Below are 21223 nucleotides of genomic sequence, written 5' to 3'. Positions count from 1 at the left end.
TAATTATTATGCCATACATCCAGTGTAACGGGGCGGATCTCTATTACGAGGATCACGGAGAGGGCCAGCCGATCGTTTTTCTCCACGGCGTCATGTGCGGTCTCCGCTATTTCGAGTCGCAGTTGACTGGACTCTCAAGCGAGTACCGAACGATCGCTATTGATTTCCGGGGGCACGGTCGGTCGGAAAAGACGGATCTCGGGCACACGGTCGCGCAGTACGCCCGCGATGTCCACAACTTCGTCGAACAGCGAGATCTTGAGAATGTGGTCTTCGTTGGCTGGTCGATGGGTGCGTTCGTCTCGTGGGACTACGTGGATCAATTCGGTACAGACCGAGTACGGGGACTGGTCGATGTCGATATCGAGGCATCGCGGTTCCAGTGGGACGACTACGAGTATGGACTCACCGATCTGGAGGGTCTCAAAGACGTGCTCGCATTGGCTCAGGCCGACCGGACGAGCCTCCTCGACCGCTTCACGGAGCAGGTTTTCAAGAATCCCACTGCCGAGGCGAGAGCGTTACAGTTCGACGAGATGTCTCGAACTCCAGCACCGGTCAAAAGTGCCATCCTGTTCGACGCGCTCACCCGCGATTATCGGGACGTTCTTCCCGAAATCGACGTTCCGCTGTTGGTCTGCGCCGGCGCGGGCGAAACACGGGGACCGATCGTGGCCGTGAAACACGTCGCGGATCTCGTTCCAGACGCCAAGTTTGAACGCTTCGAAGACAGCGGTCACTGTCCCCCGTTCGAGGAACCGGAGCGGTTCAATCGGGTGGTGAGCCACTTCATCAACTCGCTGTGATCGATACACGGCTGTATTTTCGGGCGGGGTGTAGATCGAACGGCTGCCGAAAAGAAGAGTGGATCCCTTAGTTCGATTCAAGAGTGAATACAAGCACCTCTTCGATGAAGCGGTCCGGTGCGGTGAGCATCGCCTCATGCGCGTGCCCATCGAAGGTAATGATCCGGCTGTTCGGAAGCACATCGTTGACCCGTTCCGTGGCGTCTTTCAAGAACGGTGGACCCTCACTGCCGGTCAATAACACGGTCGGCGTGGTCAAGTCTGCAAATCGGGCCGCATCGAACTCGTACTCGCCGACCGCTTGCACGCTGCGCGGCCAGACGTGGGCCGCGCCCACGAGGTCTTGCCAGTCCGGTGCCGAGCGCTGCGCGTCAATTTCCTCCGGCGTAGACTGAGCAATTTCTCGGAGGAATAGCACGAGCACCTGTTCGTTCTTCCCCTCGTCCAGCAGGCGCTTCATCTCCGCGAGCGCCTCCTCGGAGTAGAGTTCGTGGTTGCCGACCGGAATCGGCGGTTCGTACAGAACGAGTTTGTGGAGATCATTGATACGCAGGGCCGCCTCCAGCGATAAGAGCGCCCCGGAGGAGTGCCCGAGGAGCGTCACCGATTCGTCGAGGTGATCGACGACCGCAGCCACGTCCTCGAACTCCCGTTCCAGTTCGTACTCGGCGGCGTCGTCACTTTTGCCAACAACACGGCAATCCATCGGATAGACCGTGTACTGTTCTGCGAAAGTGGAACGGATGTTGGAGAGGTCCCAGAACCGGTGATCGCAGGCACCTCCGTGGACGAGCACGAGTGGTGGCCCGCTCCCCGTCCGTTCGAAGGCGATCTCGGTCCCATCAGTAGACGTGACTGTTCCCATTTCCGTATCTGAGTCTAGTGGTGTTGTTTCTGTCATGGGTGGTTGTATTCACGAGTACTCTTCTTCAACAGAAATACACCCAGAATCTGTGATCAGCTGGACACGTGACGGTCGTGTGATCGCCATAGAGCGCGACAGATCGTCTAACTTCCAAGTCTACATCCGTGTCCGGAACTGAAACGGGTGTCTCTCGGTCACAGCGCGGACACGAGACGATCTCCATCACCTGGTTGAGTGTCGTTGTCATCGTTATTCGTCCATCTTGGTTGCCATATGTTCGAAGACCGCCATGTGGTCCGCCTGTGGACTAAACAGGATGAACTCCGTGTCTTCGTCAACCCAGAGTGTGTGGCCTGGCGGCCAGTAGATGAGGTCCCCGGCGTCGTCTACTTCCTCGGTTCCGTCGGAATACTGGACGTTGATTTCGCCCTCTATCACGTATCCCCAGTGTGGGCACTGACAGGTATCTTCGTGGAGTCCTTTCAGCAAGGGAGTGAGGTCGGTTCCCGCGCTCACCTGGAAGTGTTCTGCGGCCAGTTCGCCGTATTCGGTCGCGGCTCCGAACCCCGGTTGCTGTTGAACGACCGCTGCTGGCGTCTCCATGACGACTGTTAGGTCTTCTTTTGCTTGGTGCACTGGCTTGGCCTCGAATTCAGTACGTCTCACTACGAGTGAGCGGAGCATGTAGGCATCCAGTGATACTCACCCAGCCACCGACCGTCTTGCAGGCGGTGCAAGAATCACTCCTGCAGACAGCTGGGCTCTCGCTGGGAGAGGAGCGGCAGCCGATCTTTCCGGCGGCACTGATGTGGTCACTTTGCTGCCATTTTGAGGGCGAGTGGTCGCGCTTCGCGTCGGTAGGATTCGTACGCCGATATCGCCCACTCGTGTGCCTCCGGTGCATCGGTATCGAGCAATACTTGGACCGTCCCGCTCTCCGTGTTGTAGCCGCTGATTGCGATTCGGTCGTCGAAGAGACTGAGTCCGTAGGCGGGCAACTCATCGTGCATCTGGACCGTTAGATTACCGCTCTCCAGCGGCTCTGAACAGTGTTCCTTGTACGTCGAGAGGATGTATCGAGCGACGCTTGGCGGGTCGATGACCTCCGTCTGCATGCCGTCGAGGATTCGCTGACGGAGCTCGTCTTTACACGGCTCCAGCAGGGCGACGTCGTGCCCGACGAACCGAAACCCGTCCGTTTCCCAGAGCAACGACACGAATCGGTTCACTGGGCCATACGGGTCATCAGCACCGGCTACCGTCACGACCGCATCGGACGCCATTTCGATGGTGAAGCCACTCGTCTCGGACGGGAGCCACTGCCAGACGTCCCGAAGCCGTTGCTCCGTTTCGAGCCGGTCGGTCAGTTCCCGCATGCCCGCCGCGACGAATCTACCTAGCTGTGTGGCCTCGAACTGGTGGCCGTCCTTCTCGATCCACTGACGTCCTTCGAACTCGCGCAACGTGCGCCCGATCGTAGAACTTGACGCCTCAGTCAGCTCTAGAAGGTCAGTCCGGGATTGGGGACGCCTAGCCAGCGCAGCCAATACTGTGACGCGGTGTTCTGATCGTGCGAGGAACTCGATATCGTCGAGAGGCGTAGAATTTGTGCCCTTTGATACATACAACACATAGGTGTGCCAACGACATAACTATTCGTTCATCTTGTACAGCATATGAATTCGATATAGAATTTTACGATCCGCGTATGGATGCGTCCGACCATTGCACGTAGTGACTGGATTTCACTGGATGACTACTTCATATTGGGCGGCGACAGTGTATCTATGTCACAAAAATGGTCCATCAGCGGTGATTACGTTGAAGCGTGTAACTGTGACGCCACCTGTCAGTGTATCGTGTTGGAATCTCCAGACGATAATATCTGTACGGTCTCGTTCGCGTGGCATATCGAAGACGGCCACTACGGTGATGTCGATTTGAGTGGCCTCCACGCTGCGATGCTCATCCGGAGCGAAGAGGGAGTCCTGTTCGATCCGGATACTGCCTGGCAAATGGTGGTCATCATCGACGAGACGGCCGACGACGACCAGCAGGCCGCTCTCGAAGACATCTTATCGGGCCGGGCCGGCGGCATCTTCGCGGTCGCTGCCGATACCCACGTCGAAAGTGCCGAGGTCGCGGCCGCCCCGTTCTCATTCACCCGGGATGGGGCAGATTTCTCTGTCGAGGTCGGTGATATGATCTCCATGGAGGTGGCCGGGAAATACGGCTTCAACGAGGAACTCGGAAGGATCGCACCCCATCCATTCACGAAGAGTCTGGAGATGTCTACCGGGAAATCCACCACTGCCACGGTCGAATACAACGACGAATTCACGTGGGACGTCTCGGAGAACAACGCGTTCTTCTGTGATTTCGAGTTAGCGAACGCATGACGACGGTGGGAGACCGCTCCCGCCAATTGCTCAGGTCCACAGGGAAATTGTTCGGCGATCATTTCAACCGCCGGATCCCGACTGTCGCACTCGTCACCTACGTGATCGCGTTGCTCGCGTGGGGGGTGGTCATCGGCCGCTGGCTCCCGATGCCGGGCGGAGCGAGAGACATGCAGATGTCCGATCCTGGAGCGCCGGAAGCGATGGCGCTTTCGAACGGGGTGACCGGAATCGGACTCTACCTGCTCATGTGGGGCGTGATGATGGTCGCAATGATGTATCCGTCCTCGGTCCCGTTGTTCCGACTCTACGCCAAGACGCTTGAGGGAACAACTGCTACAGGAAAAGCAGCACGGGTTGGGGCGGTTATGGGAACATACGCACTCCTGTGGACGCTGACAGGGGTTGTTCCCCTCATCGTCAACACCGTGGTGCCAGTTGGCACCCTTGCGACTGAACATGGCGGGCTTCTGTTGGGCGGGACACTACTGCTCCTAGCAGGGTATCAACTCTCGCCGTACAAAGACCGTTGTCTGCGCCAGTGCCGGTCGCCGCTCGGCTTCCTGATGGGTCACCACCAGCCGGGCGTTCGTGGGGCCATCCGTATGAGCTGGGAGTTCAGCATCTTCTGCGTCGGGTGCTGTTGGGCCCTGTTCGCGTTTATGGTGGTCGTCGGTTCGATGAATATCGTCTGGATGGCGCTCATTGCGATCCTGCTTTCGCTCGAACGAACGGTTTCATGGGGAACACAGCTGGCTAAGGGTGTTGGCGTAGTCGCTGGCATCGCTGGGAGTGCCCTCATCTTGGTCACCTTCGTGTAGAATCATCCGGCGTGATCGATGGATAGGAACCCTGTATTCACCACAGCCGCTTGGCGACCTACCGAGAAACTCTCGGGAATCAGCTGCTGAATACGGAGGATGTATCGCTCAGCACATAGTGTTATACTGGTCCGGGGCGTAGTTTGTTACCATGGCTCAAGAAGTATCGTCTCCAGAGGAGCACGCGAAATTTGTGTGGTCGCTCGGGTCCTATTCGGACATCGCACCGCATTTCCTGTCCATGGCGGCTCGTCTCGTTGATGCGACGGACGTCAATTCGGACGATACCGTACTAGATGTCGGCTGTGGGACCGGAAACATCGCCATCACCGCTGCTCGGCGAGGTGCCAGCGTCACCGGTCTGGACATCACCCCGACAATGCTTGAGAAGGCCAAAGAGAATGCCGCGGTTGCAAGTGTCGAGGATATCTCTTGGCACGAAGGTACTGCGACGGATCTCCCGTTCGATGACGATGCGTTCGACATAACGCTCTCATGCGTCGGTCACATGTTCGCAGACCCGCCTGATGCTGCCGCTCAGGAGCTGCTTCGAGTAACGCGATCGGGTGGGCAGATCGCGTTTACCTCATGGACGCCTGCGAGCGTCGTCCCAGCGATGGGTAAAACGTTGACCGAGTATCTCCCACCGAAGCCAGATGCGCCGGTTCCGCCCTTCCTGTGGGGCGATCCTGACGTCGTGAGGAAACGGTTAGGCGACAATGTCGATGAACTCGTGTTTGAGACTGGAACAGTATTGACGCCCGTTCTCTCACCGGAACACTACTGGGAGGCCGCAGTAACCCAGTCTGGAATGTTCATCGTAGCACTCGAAAACATCGACGAAGACGATCTCCCGGCCCTCCGTGAGGAAATGATCGAGACTATCGAGCAGTACTTTGACGATAGCCAGAATGCCGTTCCCATGGAGTACTGCCTGACGACGGCAGTAGTCGGCTGATTTAGTGCCAACCGATCACCGGCTTATCAGCGGTGGAGTGGGATATATGCAGCACGACCACTGAAACCTTCTCAGACCTTGTCAGAGGTGGCATACTGGATACAGAGAACGAACTTTTTCCGCCTCGGGTTCGCCACGGCGAACCACTCGGCGCAAAAACTTCGATGAAAAAGGCCGACGGCTCGGCCTTCGGCCTCGCCGTCGGTGAACCGCTCACTTCGTTCGTGGATGCTGGAAGCGTTCCATGCGCACGCAGTACTTTATGGTCAGTTCAGTGCCGATGAGACGAAATAAACGAGGGCCCCATGAGAGATGCAGCACAGAACTTTTGACAAGATTTGGGTGGAGGTAATCTCCAGCAATGATCGGCCGCCAATCGGCGATTGATTTTCTCTCTACCGACCGGTTTGGATGTACGCGGATCCCCGTGACACCAACTCGCTTGGTCAGCTATCGAACGAAAGCAACGAACCGGCCCGTTCGACCGATAATCGCCGCGCCGTCGGGCGATTATTGTACCTCAAATGTATGGGCGCTGCAGGATTTGATCCGAAAATGACTCAGTTCAGATCCAATTAGTAAAAATATGCAAAATAGAAGATTTTCTCTTTGGATACTGATCTCCCAGGATAGTAGTTAACTGACCTCTCTGAGGTTGCGGCTGCGCGCGCAGCGAAATTTTCGTGAACGGAGCGAACGAGAGCTGGGAAGACTCACTACGTTCGCCTTCCCAAGCGAGCACGGAGCGGAAGGTGGGGAGGAGGTGGTCTGGGTTGGACTGGCACGAAGCAAAAAGAAGACCGCAGTAATCAACTACGCTTCCCACCAGCGATCGCGATTGGGGAAATGTATCGTGCTCCAGCCGGTCACGGCCAGTGAGACACGTCCCTCGTACCAGTTCCGGGCCGCCTTGTGAATGCGCACTTGCTCACCTTCCTCGATCCACAGTGCTTCGGACTTCTTCCAGATCGTCACACGCGTCTGTCCACTGTCGTCTGCGATGAGACCGACCTGCGCAATGCTCGGATGCGATGGATCCCACAGCATTTCGACACACCCGTCGATGTTCACCTCGTTTCGATCGACCTCCTCGAGTTTCCCAATGGGAATCACCTGTCCGGGCGCTGTCTGCAACTCCTCGAACACGTTGACGACCGTACTCGTCAGGTCTTTCCCACTGACGACGGCTTCACCCAACCGCCGGCTGATCGCCGCTCGAGACTAGCCATCCAACTTCTCGGCCAGCCGCATCGATTGCTTGTTCACTGCCGCCAACTCTTTTCTGAGTGAGTTTTGCACGGGGATCCGCCCGCTCCGGGTCAGCCATTGGGTTCACGCTCGCAGTCCGTTTCTGGAACGTCACACGCCGCTCTACGCTCCGTCTCGCGGCAATCTCTCGCGTCCGCTTTTCACGACCCTCCTGCGTTCCCAGCTCGGCCTGGGAACTATCCGCTCGAGTTCTTCCTCTCGCGCCCTGATGCGTTCTTCCTGCTCGAGGGTCACACCGTGAATCCGCTCGGTACTCGTCTCTGCAATTCCGTCCGGGTGGTTCGTATCTACCTTTGCCTGTATCTCCTGTTTGACCGTCGCCTCGAATATCGGCGTCTCGTCGACCACTGGGACGCTATCTTCATCGACCGTCTGCTCGCCTGCCTGTTCGAATGCCTGTTCATCCACCGTAACGACCTTGCTACTCGAGTTATTACTTGACATTGGGACCTCACTAAGTTCCGAAGGCCTCACGCGCCGACAGTTTGAAAGACGCGACGCGTCTTTTATCATCAAGCGAAACCGATGGTTTCGCGGACATCGCGAATCTATGATTCGCTAAGTTGCGAGAGAGTTGTACTCTCTCAAACGATAGCGAGACGCGGGACTCAACACGTGTCAGGGACGTGTTGGCGCAAGCAGAGTCGAGTATGCGACGCTAACTGGATACCTTGCGCCGACGATCGAATTTTGGAGCATCTGTCTGAAGCAGGGCCCGATACGCCCAATACGATGGCTGAGAGCGACCATGTCCGGTTCTCTCGGCAACTCATCACCGCTCGCTGCAAGATCCTTGTCGAGTACGGCTTGACTGTCGATGCAGTTGGGTATCGATTGAGTGCACCCCACCGTAAAACCGTCCGATTCGATATTGTTCAGATAAGCTGATTCCACTCAAAGGCGAACGGACTACTCAGAAAACTACCCGGAGAGTTCGCCGTTGCCGATCTCATTGATCCAGACAACCGCCCGTTCAACGACGTTACTGCTAATGACGTGTGGGTCAGCTGGCCCTGTCAAGCATACGCTGATCCAAGTGCGATTGAATACGGAAGTGCAGAACAAGCCCTCAAGGAGAACCCGCGTATCACAGACGAATTCCGAGATTGGCTACTCGAGATTTCGGCCACTACCTTAGCAAAAACCTTGTCGACATCGTTCCCGATCGGGGATCCGTTTCGAGCCAGCTGAGAAAGTCCTCGACGCAGCATTCGTGATTTCGGCGGTAGTTCCTGCTGTCTTGGCCGCCCTTCGCCTTCGACCGGAGGAATTCCTCGAGTGGTGCTCCGACTGACGTCGATTCGGAATTCATGTACGATCACCCTCAGGAAGCCGTGACCTGCTGAGATTCATCTTTCGTGATTAGTAGAGGGGATGGACTCTCATAGAATTCATAAAGAGGTTGAATTCTGACAGAAAACTCACGAATCATACCGCCTTGTCCAGTCACGCTCTCATCTGAACAGCGCCCCACCAAGGGCGCTATAAGTCATTTCTAATCTTCAACGAGTGTCGAGGAGAGAAGGTTTCTCATCCCTCGGCGCAGACGGCCGCTCATCGCTGTAGAGGAGATGCCGACTTCGTTGGCAACGTCCTCGAGCGACATCTCACGCGGTTCGCTGAAGTACCCTTTTTCGTACGCGATCTCGAGAGCTTTCTGTTGTTCTTCCGTCAATCCAAACGAGCTATCGGACCCTCCCTTCCGTTTTTCATACAACTCCAGCAATCTGAAATTGATGTCGTTTTCCCTCGCATACTCCCATACAGAGTTAAGTGCGTCCCGGCTCAATAGCTGTGCCTGAATCAGCCATCCTTTATCTTTCGTCTCTGATTGTAAGAGGAATCCGTTGACCTGGGTGACAGCTGGGCTGATAAGTTTAGCTGTATCTGTATGTTGTATCTGATATATATTGGTGCCGTTATTGCTATCTATTCGTTCGTACTTGGTCACAGTATGATCTCTATTGAGTGTCTCTTCTAACTCTTCGAGATCGTCGTACTCGATCACGAACGGGAAAGTACTGGAGGTCGGATCGGTCGTAGCTTGGTGGATCACCCGAATATTGACGCCATCAAGATCGCACAGTGTCGGAACGAGCGCTAGGTCTTCGTGTTCGATATATGCTTTCGCTGTTATTGACATTTGATTTTGTTATGACTCTTATCCACCTATCATCCGGATAGCTGGTTGAATGTTGCCGCAAGTAAGATATTTTTCATTGTTTCTCGGGTATCATTTTCTCATCGTGGAAGATTACGATTTCAGTCTAGCTACTTCCTGTATTGGCAACGACTCTCGAGGGACATAAATCACTATGATAGGCAGTGTCTAGTTAGGCCAGTTTGGGAATGAGCAGGTCGTAGAGTTAGTTTGGCTATGTCACTCGCAGACCTGCTCAGCGAGTGCTACGCAGCGGAATTTGATGAATCTTGGGAGCGGACGGCGACGCCCGTCAGGGCGTTCGCCGTCCGTCTCCACGCGACCGGTTGCTCGCTTCGAGAGACACAAGCGATTCTTCGCTTGCTCGGCGTTGAACGGTCACATCAAGCAATCTGGCACTGGGTACATCGGCTGGCTGATACCGTTCCAGACCCGCCGACGTCCACAAGAGCAACGCTCTCGTGCGGCCCATCAGAACGCAGAGCGTTCTGAGGACGGCGAAGCCGTCGCGGGTCGCCTTTGATAAGATTTCTGTCAAGACCAATAGCGATTGGTCTTGGGTATATGCTGCAATCGACCTAGGCTCGCGGGTGATTCTTGATGTTGCAGTCTTCGGACGACGAGGGACCGATCCAGCCGCTGCGTTCCTGCATAAGTTGACCGAGAAACACGATCTCTCCGAGACGGTGTTTCTCGTCGATGGCTACGGATATCTGACTACCCTCTCCCGATTAGGGTTGAGCGGTCAGCTCAACTACGTTGATCGAAACCTGATCGGAAAGTGGTTTTACACCTTCAAAATACGTGCTGACCGCTTCCATAATTCATGGGTGGGCAGTCGGGCAAGCGTCAGAGAATGACTTGAATAGTTTATACACTACTACAATACACAACGACCGCACCAATCACTTAACGGACAGACGCCAGCGGAGGTGCTAAACTAGACAGTGCCCTATGATACAACAGACCCGCTTTCAGAAGCATGGCAAGAAGATACAACAATATCGTTATGGTTATTTATGAACGGGATCTAAAACAGGTATGCGACGACTAGCCTCCGATACCATAAGTAGAGTAACGATGGACCCGGTGTCCCAGCGCACGTTCTACAGGTAGCCAATGTCCGCTGATGACAGTCAAGTGTGCAAGGTCGATCGGGTATGCGAGAAGTGGGGACTTGACGATGTCGATGCGAAGCTACGGGACCGGCAACAGAATTCCGATGCGAGCCTTCGAGATCTCGAGACCTACTTCAACCAGCGAGTGCTCGAGGCCGCGATGCGGGATGCCAGAGCCGAAATAATCGAGGGTGAGGTCGAAAATACGTATTACCTTCTTACCGCCGACGACGTGAGTTCGGGTTCGAAAATCGAAGTAAACGACCGGCTCAGACGATCAGGGGTAGATCCAGAGGCAGTCACGTCGGACTTTGTTAGCTACCAGACTATTCGAACGCATCTCCAAGAATGTCTCGGGGTGGATACATCTTACGAGCCGAACGTAACCACCTCCGACGCAAAAAATACGGTGTTCAAACTATTATCTCGGACTGAGGTCATCACTGAACGGACGATTAACCGACTTCGCTCTGCCGGTCATGTGGCGATCAGCGACGTGGACGTGACGTTGAGTCTTCGAATCGCCTGCACGAAGTGTGGAGAAGAGTATACGTTCTCTCGGCTTCTAGAGCGAGGCCGTTGTAACTGCGCCAATGATACAGAGAAATGAATGTTGACATAAGATTGAAGATTATGGGGTTTATTATTTATCTATTGAAGTGTCGAATATCATCGAATACTGAACTACCATGTCATATAATAATACGACATCGACAGATTATACTGCCGAAGAACTGGGTGATCTTCGTGTACACGTTCGTAACATCGGGGGAATATCAGACGGAGACGTGACACTCTCTCCGGGAGTCACGCTACTCTCGGGAGAAAACGCGTCAAACAAGTCCTCCTTTTTGCGTGCACTTTCTGCTGTCCTCGGGGGAACGATCCAAAGTTGAAGAGCGACGCTGACGAGGGGTACGTCGAACTCGAAACGGACGACGGTGACTACTACGTCGACCTAAACGCGAAAAACGGCAGCTCGGTTGTCTCCGATGCCGATCGCGTTTCTGATCGGAACCAGCTCTGTGAACTGTTTGTCGCGCTCGGTGAAACGAATCCGATTCGACGGGCTATTGTCAACGATAACGATATTTACGGCTTACTGATGAGACCGATCGATACCGAGGAGATCAAATCGGAGATCGATCGCCTGAAGACCAGAAAAGACGATATCGATGGCCGACTCGAAAAGATAGATCGGATGGTAGATCGCCTTCCGACGCTCCAGGCGAAGGCCGATAGCTTGCAGAAGAAAATACGTGATATCGAGGAATCTCTCGAGGCAAAACGCGAGGTTATCGAGGAAAGGGAAGTAAGCGGAGGGACAGACGAGGACGAACGGATACTCGAGGAGTTACAACAGAAACGCACGGAGCGGGAGACGATCCGAGATCGAATTCGAACACAGAAAGAGGCATTGTCATCGCTTCGTGACGATCTCGACGGGACTTCAGAGAGATTAGCTGAGGTGCACGGTGCCGATGAGACACAGGACTTCGACGAGATCGAAACCGAGATCGAGCAACTCCACCATCAAAAACAGCAGTTGACGACGACGATCAACGCGCTCAGTCCGATCGTAGAGATGAACGGACAACTGCTGGACGACGAGACTGATATCCCCGATCAGATGAAGTCCGATGACATCATCAGTGAACTCGATCCGACGTCCCGGACGATCACGTGCTGGACGTGCGGGAACACCGTCGAACGGTCGGAGATAGCGGAGCAGGTCCGAGTCGTCCGGGAAATCCTCGAGGAAAAACGAGACCAACAGAGCGTGATCGCTGATCGGATCGAGTCCCTCGAAAGCCGGAAGCGACAGCTCGAAGAGCAACGCGAGACACGCAAACGGCTCGTAGACAGAAAACAGTCGATCGAAGACGAAATCGAGCGCCGAGAGGAACAAGTCGAGGGGCTCGAGGATGACCGATCGTCGCTCCAGAGTGAGATCGAAGCGCTTCAAACGAAAGCTGAAGAGATCAATGTGGAGGACGACGAACTCATCGGTCTATACGGCGATATCAGCGATCTCGAGTACAAACGCGGCCAACTCGAGAACGAACTCACCGACGTCGAGACTGAGATCGAACGGATCAAGTCCGAACGCGCCGAGCGTGACGATCTCGAGGCCGAGCGCGAGTCCATATCCGAGCAGCTTCAGGAACAGCGCGATCGGATCGAAACGATAGAGCGCGATCTCGTGTCTGCGTTCAACGAATCGATGCAGCAGGTGATAGATGAGTTAGAGTACGAAAACATCGAGCGCGTATGGATCGAGCGTCTCACCGAGACAACGGAACGATCGACTTCTCGGACCGATTTTGAACTACACGTCGTGCGGTCAACTGCTGACGGGGCTGCCTACGAGGATACGATCGACACGCTAAGTAAAAGCGAACGCGAAGTTATCGGGCTCGTTGTCGCGCTCGCGGGGTATATCGCACACGGTGTGAGCTCTGAACTCCCCATCGTCGTCATTGATGCCGTAGAGATGCTCGACGCTGATCGTATCTACGGCCTCCTGACGTATTTCAAACAGCACGCGGATTACGTCGTCACAGCGGTTCTCCCCGAGGAAGCCGATGAACTTGACAGCACCTTTTGTTCTATTACCACCTCGACGCTCGATGCAGCGCCCTGAGTACGGTTGTTTCATCGTATCTGACCAGTACATCGAAGCGACACAACTACCCAAAATCCGACCACTTCGTAGTCTCACATGTGGTCCCGGTCGGACGGTGACTCGACCGTGACGGTGCTTGTGCCGCGACGCAGAAGGGGATCCGCGACTTGGGCAGGGAGGTATACTGCCGTACGCCGAACGTTCTCGTCCAACTCGACACTAGCCCCGATAGTCTGTTCCTCATTCGAAATTACAACAGGCTCCTGTTCTTCGATATCCCGGTCTCGGGCGTCTTTTGGATGCATTCTGAGTACGCGGTTCGCCTCGCTGGCGTCGGGCTGTGATCCTCCCATCCGTCCGCCAGTGACCAGAGAGAGACCGCTCGCGGAATCGAAAGCGTATCTCGGTCGCCTGCTACTGAAGACGGCTCGTCCGTCAGACGTCTCGAAGCTGTCTCGGTACAGTGTCGAATCGACGTCGGTTGGCCACTGTTGACCGGACGATCCAAGCCCGGCGAAAGAAAGTCCACTGTACGTCGGTGCGACACGGGTCAGTTCATCGAATACATCGGCAACCGTTTGGTGTTTGAACGCGTTCGAATCGGGGAGTAACCGCGTCCCGAGATCACGGAGAATCTCGAAATCCGAACGAACCGAATCTGGGGGGTTTTCGTTGGGGAAAAGCGCTGGACCCGCCGCTCGAGATTGGTAACGGTCCCCTGTTTCTCGAATCCAACAGCGACCGGGAGCACGATGTCCGCGTTACTCGCAGTTTCGCTGAGAAACGGATCGAGAACAACGAGATGGTCGAGTGCGTCGAGTCGGTCGCGAGTCCACTCGGGATCGCACTTCGAGACGGCCGGGTTCTCGCCGACGGCGACCGCTGCGTGGATTTCCTCACCGCAGGTCGTAAGCATCTCCCGGGCGTTCTTACCGGGGTCTGGCGGCGGTGTCATGCCCCACGCCTCGGCGAGTCGTTCACGAGCGTCGATCGCACTCACAGATCGGTGACCGGGTAGCCGATCCGGTACACAGCCGACGTCAGTCGCCCCTTGCTCGTTTGCGAGGCCACGGAGGACGTACAGTCCGGTACCGGGACGACCACAGTTCCCGGTGAGAAGGAGGAGGTCAAGGAGCGCGTCGGAAGCGTCTGTGCCGTCGCCTTCGACACCCGTTCCAACGAGCGCTGCGACACTGTTCGCGGTCGCAAGAAGTTCCGCGAGGCGATCGAGATGCGTTTCGTCAACGCCCGCCACAGACACTGCCTGGGCTGGGTCGAGACCCCGCAGAGATGCTGCGAACGACTCGAACTGTCGAGTGCGCTCGCGGATGAAATTTCGATCGACCTGGTCCCCATCGAGGAGTCGACTGCTCACCAGATCGAACACCAATGCGTCGGTTCGTGGACGAGGGGTTACGTGGATATCTGCAAGGCGCGTCGTCGCGTTACCGATTGGATCGATGTGGACGAGCACCGCACCGTTATTGACTGCCGGTCGGACGAAGCTGTTGAACGCGATCGGTTGGCGTTCGGCGGGGTTGGCCCCCGCGACGACAATTACGTCGGCGTCCATCAGTTCAGCGAGCCCGTTCGTCGACGCAGGCCATCCAACGCGCGTCTCGAGAGCCCGGGCCGTAGACGCGTGACAAAGTCGAGCCCGATTATCGACGTTGTTCGTGCCGAGCATTCGTGCCAGCTTTTGTAGGAGATAGTTCTCTTCGTTGGTGCAGTGTGGCGCGCCGAAGAACGCCATCGCGTCGGGACCGTAACGGTCGAGGGTGGCGTCGATTCCGTCGACGACCCGTTCGTAGGCTTCTCCCCACGACGCTGGCCGGAGTTCGCCCCCATCTCGGAGCAGTGGTTGCGTAAGCCGGTCGCCTGTGTCGACATCGAGTGCGCCGATGCCCTTTCGACAGAGTCGACCGTTCGGATTCATGGGTCCCGGGACCCCCTCAGCGCACGACGCATCACCGGGCTCCAGCCGACAGCCGACTGCACAGAGTGGACAGACGGTCGAGTGGTCGTTGGTGTTGCTCACTGTTCAGGATCGTTCCCTGATGCGCCGTCCCTTAGCCTTCAGGAGACTGATGAAGTATCCGAGGCCGAACCGAATGTCCCGATTCAACAGCGCCGACACCGTCCCCAGCAGGCCAATCGGCTCGGAGTCACGCTGGGCATCGCCGATCGCACCGAAAAACTCGTTCATACCGCGGGCGGCATCCTCGTCGATTTCCAGCATCGAGAGCGTCTTCGCGGTCTCGACGAGGTCGTCGAGGTGCCCTTCGCGTTGGAGTTCCAGTATGGTATCGAGGACGGTGACGAGTTCGGTTCCGTTGTCTTCGACCATCACCGATAACTCCTCGACCTCTTCGGGCGAGAGCGATTCGGTAAACGAGGCAGCGATGGTCGCGAGATCTTCGAGGTGGCCCTCGCGCTGGAACTGGACGATGACCTCGAGTGACGCCGAAAGCGCGTCGGCGTTCTCACCCAGCTCATCCGCGAACTCCGCTGTTCCGTCCGTCGAGAGGCCGTCGGCGGCGGCGATGAGGTTGGCCGCCGAGTCCGTGACGTGGCCAACCTCATCATCGTCGGCACTCGCGAGCACGAGGACCGCGGTTGTGATCGCATCCGCGAGTTCGTCACTTTGCTCGATCGCTGCGGCGACGTCGTCACCGTGGGTTGCGAGGGCGTCTTTAACGGCCGCTTCGCCGTTGCCCTCGGGACGCTCTTTCCGCGCGCCGTTGGTCGCTGACTCGGGGTAGGACGGCTGTGGCTTCGCCATCTCAGTCGTCCCCCGTTGTCCCGACCGCTTCAGTTCCGGCTCGATCGATATCGTCCTTGACAGCCGCGATCCTCACGGCTGAAACCTTGAATTCCGGCGTCGATGCGACCGGATCGAGGTGCTCTTCGTCGGTGAGGCGATTCACGGCGCTCTCGGCGAAGTGGATCGGAACGAAGAGGTTCTCGGGGCCCACGCGGTCGGTCACCTGTGCGGGGACAGTCGTTTCGCCGCGTCGGGATTCGATCCGAACCGGGTCACCGCTCTCGATGCCGTACTCGGCTGCGGTCTCGGGGTTGATTTCGACGAAGTCACTCGGGTTGTACTGCATAATGCCCTCCTCACGGTGGGTCATCGTCCCTGTGTGATACTGATACAGGACGCGGCCGGTAGTGAGCGTGAACGGGTACTCCTCGTCCGGCGTCTCCGCGGGCTCGCTGTATCCGACAGGTTGGAGCGAAGCCGTGCCATCCTCGGTGTTGAATCCCTCCGTATAGAGCCGTTTCGTCCCGGGGTGATCTTCGTCCCAGCAAGGCCACTGGAGGCCACCCTCCGCTTCGACGCGCTCGTGAGTGATGCCCCCGTACAGTGGTGTGAGTGAGTTTACCTCGTCCATAATCTCGGCCGTCGAGTCGTAGTCCCACTCGCGCCCCATCCGATTTGCGAGGTCCTGAAGAATTCGCCAGTCTGGTCGGGATTCGCCTTTCGGCTCCATCACTTTGTTGACTTTCTGGACCGTGCGGTCGGTGTTCGTGAAGGTCCCTGTCTTCTCGACGAACGAACAGGCCGGGAGGACAACATCGGCGTACTGGGCGGTCTCGGTCACGAAGAGATCCTGGACCACGAGGAACTCGAGGTCCTCGAGCACGTCCTCGGCGTGGTTGATGCCGGGCTCTGAGAGCGCCGCGTTCTCGCCGATGATATACATCCCACGGATGTCGTCGCCGTCGGCCGCGAGGAACATCTGGGTCGTGTAGTAGCCGTATTCCGATGAGATCTCGCAGTCCCAGGCGTCTTCGAACTTCGCGCGAACGTCGTCGTCGGCGATGTCCTGATATCCCGGGAAGTTGTCCGGAAGCGGCCCCATATCGCCACCACCGCCCTGAACGTTGTTCTGCCCGCGGAACGGCGAGACTCCCGCACCGGGCTTTCCGAGATTGCCAGTGATCGCTGCGAGGTTCGCCATCGCCATTACGTTCTCGGTACCGTGGGAGTGCTCGGTGAGGCCGAGCGTCCATCCGAACACGCAGGCATCCGCCGCGGCAATCGTCTCTGCAGCAGAGACGATCGCTTCGTGCGGGACGCCAGTGACCTCCTCGACGCGCTCGGGGGTAAACTCCTGGACCGCTTCCTTGACATCCTCGAACCCCGTAGTCCGCTCTTCGACGAATTCTTCGTCGTGAAGGCCGTTATCGATGATGTAACGGGTGATACCGTTGATCCAAACGGCGTCGTATCCGGGTTTGATTTGGGTATACTGCGTCGCGTACTCGGCGATCTGGACCTCTCGCGGATCGAACACGAGCAGGTCACCTCCGTCTCTTACGTTTTGTTTGATCCGCGTCGCGAGGACGGGGTGGGCTTCAGTGGTATTCGACCCCGTCAGCAGGATGCAATCAGCGAGTTCGAGGTCGTCAGTACTGATGGATGCAGCGCCATATCCGTAGGTTTTCGCCAGCCCGGCGACCGTCGAAGAGTGACACAGCCGATTGCAGTTGTCGATGCTGTTGGTGCCGAGCACCTGCCGGGCGAACTTGCCCATCAGGTAGTTATCCTCGTTCGTCGCCCTCGAGGAGGCGATCACCGACAGCGCCTCGCCGCCGCGTTCGTCTCGGATACGGTCGAGCCCCTCGGCGACCCTCGAGAGCGCTTCGTCCCACGTCGCCTCGCGGAACTCCCCGTGTTCGTCGCGGACCAGCGGCGCAGTCAGCCGGTCGTCGGAGTTCACGAAGTCGTAGCCGAATTTCCCTTTCACGCACGTGGAGATTCCATTTACGGGTGCGTCCTCCTCGTCAGTCGGACGCGCAGCGAGAACCTCTTCGCCGTCGGAGTAGAGGTCGAACCGACAGCCGACCGCACAGTAGCCACAGGTCGTGTCTTCGACGGTCAGCTCCTCAAGTCGCTTGTCACTGATCGACTGTGCGATCTCGAACAGTTTCCCTTCGGGGAGCGTCTGGGCAGCGACGCCCTCAGCGACGTGTTCGACGTTCTCTATCGCTTGATTCTTGGCTTCCTGCATATACCCTGCGACACCGTTGAGGTCGTCGCTCACAGCCAGTCACCTCCGCTCTGGGCATCGTCGTCCCAGGCATCGCTCGATGTGCTGTCGTCGGTCGGTGCATCGATCATTTCATTCGTGGGCTTCTCAGGCGTGCGTTCGGTGCGTTTCTTCGGCGTCATCGGTCCCTTCGATTTTCCGGTGCTTTCGTAGGTCTTTCCGACGCTATTCTTCTGTGTGAAGCCAGGGAGAGGAATCGTCGTTGCGTCCTCGATCCCTTTCTCGACGAGCGAGCCGGTCGGGCAGACGGTCACGCAGTGCCCACAGGAGACGCAAGTCGAATCCTCCATCGTCTCCGCGTCGCTCTGGAACCCGATCCGTGTGTCTTGACCGGTGCCCTCTATCCGGAGGACACCCTCAACCTGAACATCGTTGCAGGCCTCGACACAACGGTTACAGAGGATGCACTTGTTGCGGTCGATCTGGATGAACGACGAGGAGTCGTCGATCGGTTCGTACTCGTCGCGATCGTCGAGGACGCCGTACCGCGGTTCTTCGACCTCCTGTTCGATGGCGGCGTCCTGCAGTTCGCACCGTCCGTTCTTCCCACAGGTCGTACACCGAAGGTTGTGATCCGAGAGGACGAGATCGAGGTTGACGTCGCGAGCTTCGGCGGCGTCGGCTGCGGCGGTCTGAACGGTGAGCCCGTCCGTAGCCGGGAAGCTACACGCCGGTACGACGCCGTGTTCGTCGGTTCCGACCATACAGGTTCGGCACTCACTCCGAGGACCGATCTCTTGGCGACCGTAGCTACACAACGCCGGGACGTCATCCTCGGTATCGACCGCCTCGACCGCGTCCAGAAGCGTCGCGCCGGCCTCCACTTCGACGCGGGTTCCGTCGACAGTCACGGTCGCCGCGTCGGTGCTCCTGACCGGGGGATCCGTTGCCGTTCCGGGGGCGAGTTGCTCTGTCAGCGGCGGTGCGTCGGTCTGTTGTGGAGTTTCCGAACTCATAGATTAGGCCTCCAGTGCGTCGAGACAGGTACCTGCGGAACAGCGACCCTCCGCGTGCGCTTGGAACTCCGATGTGAACGCCTCGATAGCGGTCCGGGCGGGTCGACCTGCCCGCTCGCCAAACGCACATATACTTGAAGTGGTCATCACACGGACCAGTTCTTCGATCGCTTGTGTGTCGAATTCGCCTCCGTAGACATCCCTGAGTAGCGACGTCAACTGCGCCGTCCCCTCCCGACACGGCACGCATCGGCCGCAGTTCTCCTCGGCGGCGAAGCTTACACGCTGGCCGACGAACTCAACTACACACCGGTCGTCCGAGAGGACATCGACGGTCCCATCGGTTCCGAGGTCGGCGTCTCGGAGCGCCTTCGAGCCGATACCGACATCGAGATCACGGGTGATCCCGCCGAACCGACCGCCGACGCAAGCGGCCTTGAACGACCCGTCAACGCCGACGGTGTCGACTAGTTCTGACAGTGTCTCCGTCTCCGAGAGTTCGACCGTCGCGACGGAGTCGACGTCACCACGGACGGTCAGCACGCGCGTTTGTTCGTCGATGCCCTCACGCAGGCCCACGGCGAGATGTGCGAGCGTCCGCGGCGTGTGAACGAGCGTCGGCTGGCCGTCGAGTCCCACACGCTCAAGTCCCGGGGGTCGGAGCCGAGCCTCCAGCCGGTGGTTCCCTTCCAGAGCTTCGACCGTCATCGTCGGCTCGGCCGCCCGGTATTCTTGGGGACCGGTACACACTTCCATCGGGGCCGCGGGGTCCGGGTAGGCGTCGATTGCTGAACCAACTGTCTCGACCACATTATCGACTTCCGAGGACACGTAGATCACGATCCGGTCGGCGGCGACGGTGTTCGCGAGAGCGGACGCGCCGTCAAGGACATCGAACGGCGCGCTGGAGAGCAAAAGCGTGTCAGCGGGTGAGCCGTGTCCGTTCACCACAACGATCGGATCGCCGTCGGCCGCGCGGACCGTTCGCCATATGTCGGTGAGAGATCTGTCCTGACATAGATCACCCCATCCGCGACCCTGGAGGGATTCACCGACACTCAACACCGTTTCCGCCTCACTCGCAACGAATCCGCCAGCGGCCTCGTGGTCTGCAACGCTTGTCGGCCGTCGCCAGCCGCATGCTCCGAGCACGCGTCTGTCGCCAGCACGCAGCCCGGGCAGCGGTGCGGTCGGAAATTGGTTTCGGTCTGGGGCGTGCGAGAGGACGGCATCCGGGTCCGAACCGTCGACGCTGCCAGTCGTATCGATGCTTGCTACGATCGATTCAAGATCCTCCGTCGAACATCGTGTATGAAGCGCAGTTCGGCCCGCAGCCGACACTGTGACGAGCGGTTCGAGCGCGGGAACTCCAGTCGGGCCGACGTTGACGACGGAGCCGTCAAAGCTAGTGGTGGATGGAACAGAGCCTTCGTCTGGATCGCTGTCGGCGATTCGAACGACTAGATGATCGCCTGTTGTAATGGCCGTCATTTGCTACGTTCTCATGGGTCTATTCTCGTTCCGTATCATAAATCACTGGGATGGTTTGATCTCATGTTAACTGTGTATGGTTTCGTAACTGTGGTATGAATATAAATAGCCGCTATATTATAACTGGTACCGATAACTCCCTCATAGCAGAACCCATACTTGACCTCTCGTCGTGGGATCTCTGCTTGAGTCTGCTAAGGGCCGCGTTCACCGTGATAACGTGTCAATAAACCGTGGGTTCGACAGCCAGCACGTCCTAGAGATGATTAGCCAGCGCTGTCTGTCGTACGTCGCCCCAAAACGAATGCAGACCAGCGAGAAAGCCAAAGCCAAGCGGTTGCTCCGAAGTGACTGCGACCGATACGAAACTGACTACAAACGCGATCTTAGAAAGAACGAATGACACGAGACGACATAGATCGATCGACGGAAAGGGTACTCTGAGCATGACGATCACCGGCAGTATTCGGTGTTTCTGTCGAATCGCGGTAATCTCATCACTGAGTACGGGTATCGCTGGGAGAACGAGAGCGGCTACAAGTCGATCAAGCGGTTTATGGCCACGACAAACTCAAAGGATTTCCGACTCCAATTCTTCGACTTCACGTTCGCGTGTTTGCTGTACTCGATTTGGCGAGCAGTCGGTTTATCGGTTTCACGCATAGTAAGCCCGCTAAACCCGCTGCAGTCTCACCT

At 57.3% G+C, this 21223-nt stretch carries 17 protein-coding genes and 4 pseudogenes; 10 read left to right on the top strand and 11 right to left on the bottom strand.

Translation table 11 applies throughout. From position 1 onward, the window contains the following. The first annotated feature begins 8 nt into the window (after nt 1-8). Nucleotides 9-806, top strand: a complete 798-nt coding sequence (locus K6I40_RS04265) for an alpha/beta hydrolase (RefSeq protein ID WP_222914361.1) — start codon at nt 9-11, stop codon at nt 804-806. A 67-nt stretch (nt 807-873) separates the two neighbouring features. Here K6I40_RS04265 and K6I40_RS04260 read toward each other — a convergent pair whose 3' ends face one another. The 3 genes from K6I40_RS04260 to K6I40_RS04250 all read right to left on the bottom strand — a co-directional run bounded on the left by K6I40_RS04260 (nt 874) and on the right by K6I40_RS04250 (nt 3299). Next, entirely contained in the window at nt 874-1671 is a 798-nt protein-coding gene (locus K6I40_RS04260; protein ID WP_222914358.1) for an alpha/beta hydrolase, read from the bottom strand. Between the two features lie 249 nt (nt 1672-1920). Further along, complete coding sequence (locus K6I40_RS04255) at nt 1921-2307, bottom strand: cupin domain-containing protein (protein WP_255681612.1); 387 nt, start codon at nt 2305-2307, stop codon at nt 1921-1923. Between the two features lie 176 nt (nt 2308-2483). Continuing rightward, a complete protein-coding gene (locus tag K6I40_RS04250; RefSeq protein ID WP_222914873.1) occupies nt 2484-3299 on the bottom strand; it encodes a MarR family transcriptional regulator in 816 nt (271 codons plus the stop codon). Nucleotides 3300-3530: 231 nt separating this feature from the next. On the opposite strand from K6I40_RS04250, the gene K6I40_RS04245 reads away from it, so the two are divergent. The 3 genes from K6I40_RS04245 to K6I40_RS04235 all read left to right on the top strand — a co-directional run bounded on the left by K6I40_RS04245 (nt 3531) and on the right by K6I40_RS04235 (nt 5849). Beyond that, nucleotides 3531-4070 (top strand): DUF1326 domain-containing protein, encoded by a 540-nt coding sequence (locus tag K6I40_RS04245; RefSeq protein WP_255681611.1) that lies wholly within the window; start codon nt 3531-3533, stop codon nt 4068-4070. Next, nucleotides 4067-4891 carry a DUF2182 domain-containing protein gene (locus K6I40_RS04240; protein WP_222914354.1) on the top strand — a complete coding sequence of 275 codons (825 nt, stop codon included), beginning with the start codon at nt 4067-4069 and terminating at the stop codon, nt 4889-4891. Before K6I40_RS04245 ends, K6I40_RS04240 begins: the two co-directional genes overlap by 4 nt. 151 nt (nt 4892-5042) lie before the next feature. After that, the gene (locus K6I40_RS04235) at nt 5043-5849 is read left to right on the top strand and encodes a class I SAM-dependent methyltransferase (protein ID WP_222914353.1); all 807 of its coding nucleotides are present in this window, start codon (nt 5043-5045) and stop codon (nt 5847-5849) included. An 813-nt stretch (nt 5850-6662) separates the two neighbouring features. Here K6I40_RS04235 and K6I40_RS04230 read toward each other — a convergent pair. Beyond that, a pseudogene (locus K6I40_RS04230) lies at nt 6663-7562 on the bottom strand (DNA-binding protein). Between the two features lie 171 nt (nt 7563-7733). Here K6I40_RS04230 and K6I40_RS27885 point away from each other — a divergent pair. Then, nucleotides 7734-7934 (top strand): annotated as a pseudogene (locus K6I40_RS27885) (hypothetical protein); the annotation flags it as partial. Between the two features lie 679 nt (nt 7935-8613). Here K6I40_RS27885 and K6I40_RS04225 read toward each other — a convergent pair. Beyond that, nucleotides 8614-9261: a helix-turn-helix domain-containing protein gene (locus tag K6I40_RS04225; protein ID WP_222914351.1), complete on the bottom strand. Its 648-nt coding sequence runs from the start codon at nt 9259-9261 to the stop codon at nt 8614-8616. Nucleotides 9262-9495: 234 nt separating this feature from the next. Between K6I40_RS04225 and K6I40_RS04220 the strand changes: the two are divergent. From K6I40_RS04220 to K6I40_RS04210, 4 genes and pseudogenes are all read left to right on the top strand, one after another. Continuing rightward, nucleotides 9496-10223: pseudogene (locus K6I40_RS04220) on the top strand (IS6 family transposase). Between the two features lie 175 nt (nt 10224-10398). Beyond that, nucleotides 10399-11007 (top strand): rod-determining factor RdfA, encoded by a 609-nt coding sequence (gene rdfA / locus K6I40_RS04215; RefSeq protein WP_222914349.1) that lies wholly within the window; start codon nt 10399-10401, stop codon nt 11005-11007. A 79-nt stretch (nt 11008-11086) separates the two neighbouring features. Further along, nucleotides 11087-11293 (top strand): ATP-binding protein, encoded by a 207-nt coding sequence (locus tag K6I40_RS27880; protein WP_255681610.1) that lies wholly within the window; start codon nt 11087-11089, stop codon nt 11291-11293. Continuing rightward, a complete protein-coding gene (locus K6I40_RS04210) occupies nt 11290-13041 on the top strand; it encodes an archaea-specific SMC-related protein (RefSeq protein ID WP_255681609.1) in 1752 nt (583 codons plus the stop codon). Before K6I40_RS27880 ends, K6I40_RS04210 begins: the two co-directional genes overlap by 4 nt. 74 nt (nt 13042-13115) lie before the next feature. On the opposite strand, the gene K6I40_RS27875 is transcribed toward K6I40_RS04210, so the two are convergent. The 6 genes from K6I40_RS27875 to K6I40_RS04185 all read right to left on the bottom strand — a co-directional run bounded on the left by K6I40_RS27875 (nt 13116) and on the right by K6I40_RS04185 (nt 20527). Beyond that, nucleotides 13116-13328, bottom strand: a complete 213-nt coding sequence (locus K6I40_RS27875; RefSeq protein WP_255681689.1) for a molybdopterin dinucleotide binding domain-containing protein — start codon at nt 13326-13328, stop codon at nt 13116-13118. A 245-nt stretch (nt 13329-13573) separates the two neighbouring features. Continuing rightward, nucleotides 13574-14959 (bottom strand): molybdopterin-dependent oxidoreductase, encoded by a 1386-nt coding sequence (locus tag K6I40_RS04205; protein WP_255681608.1) that lies wholly within the window; start codon nt 14957-14959, stop codon nt 13574-13576. A 105-nt stretch (nt 14960-15064) separates the two neighbouring features. After that, nucleotides 15065-15805: a DUF1641 domain-containing protein gene (locus K6I40_RS04200; RefSeq protein ID WP_222914347.1), complete on the bottom strand. Its 741-nt coding sequence runs from the start codon at nt 15803-15805 to the stop codon at nt 15065-15067. 1 nt (nt 15806) lies between these two features. Further along, on the bottom strand, nt 15807-18041 hold the full coding sequence (fdhF, locus tag K6I40_RS04195; protein WP_255681688.1) for a formate dehydrogenase subunit alpha: 2235 nt from the start codon (nt 18039-18041) through the stop codon (nt 15807-15809). Between the two features lie 29 nt (nt 18042-18070). Next, nucleotides 18071-19036, bottom strand: coding sequence for a 2Fe-2S iron-sulfur cluster-binding protein (locus K6I40_RS04190; RefSeq protein ID WP_222914346.1), 966 nt, complete (start codon nt 19034-19036; stop codon nt 18071-18073). A gap of 3 nt (nt 19037-19039) precedes the next feature. Next, on the bottom strand, nt 19040-20527 hold the full coding sequence (locus tag K6I40_RS04185; RefSeq protein ID WP_222914344.1) for an NADH-ubiquinone oxidoreductase-F iron-sulfur binding region domain-containing protein: 1488 nt from the start codon (nt 20525-20527) through the stop codon (nt 19040-19042). Between the two features lie 169 nt (nt 20528-20696). On the opposite strand from K6I40_RS04185, the pseudogene K6I40_RS27870 reads away from it, so the two are divergent. Next, a pseudogene (locus K6I40_RS27870) lies at nt 20697-21182 on the top strand (transposase); the annotation flags it as partial. Nucleotides 21183-21223: the final 41 nt, after the last annotated feature.

This window comes from Natrinema sp. SYSU A 869 (assembly GCF_019879105.1).
Classification (GTDB): Archaea; Halobacteriota; Halobacteria; order Halobacteriales; family Natrialbaceae; genus Natrinema.
The sequence above is the reverse complement of the archived record's forward strand: the minus strand, read 5'-3'. Positions and strand labels throughout refer to the sequence as shown.

Excerpts from the sequence above, each read along its gene's own strand:
- K6I40_RS04235 (WP_222914353.1), top strand. The coding sequence starts at position 5,043 with ATGGCTCAAGAAGTATCGTCTCCAGAGGAGCACGCGAAATTTGTGTGG.
- K6I40_RS04265 (WP_222914361.1), top strand. The coding sequence starts at position 9 with ATGCCATACATCCAGTGTAACGGGGCGGATCTCTATTACGAGGATCAC.
- K6I40_RS04190 (WP_222914346.1), bottom strand. The coding sequence starts at position 19,036 with ATGAGTTCGGAAACTCCACAACAGACCGACGCACCGCCGCTGACAGAG.
- K6I40_RS04240 (WP_222914354.1), top strand. The coding sequence starts at position 4,067 with ATGACGACGGTGGGAGACCGCTCCCGCCAATTGCTCAGGTCCACAGGG.
- K6I40_RS04185 (WP_222914344.1), bottom strand. The coding sequence starts at position 20,527 with ATGACGGCCATTACAACAGGCGATCATCTAGTCGTTCGAATCGCCGAC.
- K6I40_RS04260 (WP_222914358.1), bottom strand. The coding sequence starts at position 1,671 with ATGGGAACAGTCACGTCTACTGATGGGACCGAGATCGCCTTCGAACGG.
- rdfA (WP_222914349.1), top strand. The coding sequence starts at position 10,399 with ATGTCCGCTGATGACAGTCAAGTGTGCAAGGTCGATCGGGTATGCGAG.
- K6I40_RS27880 (WP_255681610.1), top strand. The coding sequence starts at position 11,087 with ATGTCATATAATAATACGACATCGACAGATTATACTGCCGAAGAACTG.
- K6I40_RS04225 (WP_222914351.1), bottom strand. The coding sequence starts at position 9,261 with ATGTCAATAACAGCGAAAGCATATATCGAACACGAAGACCTAGCGCTC.
- K6I40_RS27875 (WP_255681689.1), bottom strand. The coding sequence starts at position 13,328 with ATGCATCCAAAAGACGCCCGAGACCGGGATATCGAAGAACAGGAGCCT.
- fdhF (WP_255681688.1), bottom strand. The coding sequence starts at position 18,041 with ATGCAGGAAGCCAAGAATCAAGCGATAGAGAACGTCGAACACGTCGCT.
- K6I40_RS04200 (WP_222914347.1), bottom strand. The coding sequence starts at position 15,805 with ATGGCGAAGCCACAGCCGTCCTACCCCGAGTCAGCGACCAACGGCGCG.
- K6I40_RS04205 (WP_255681608.1), bottom strand. The coding sequence starts at position 14,959 with ATGAATCCGAACGGTCGACTCTGTCGAAAGGGCATCGGCGCACTCGAT.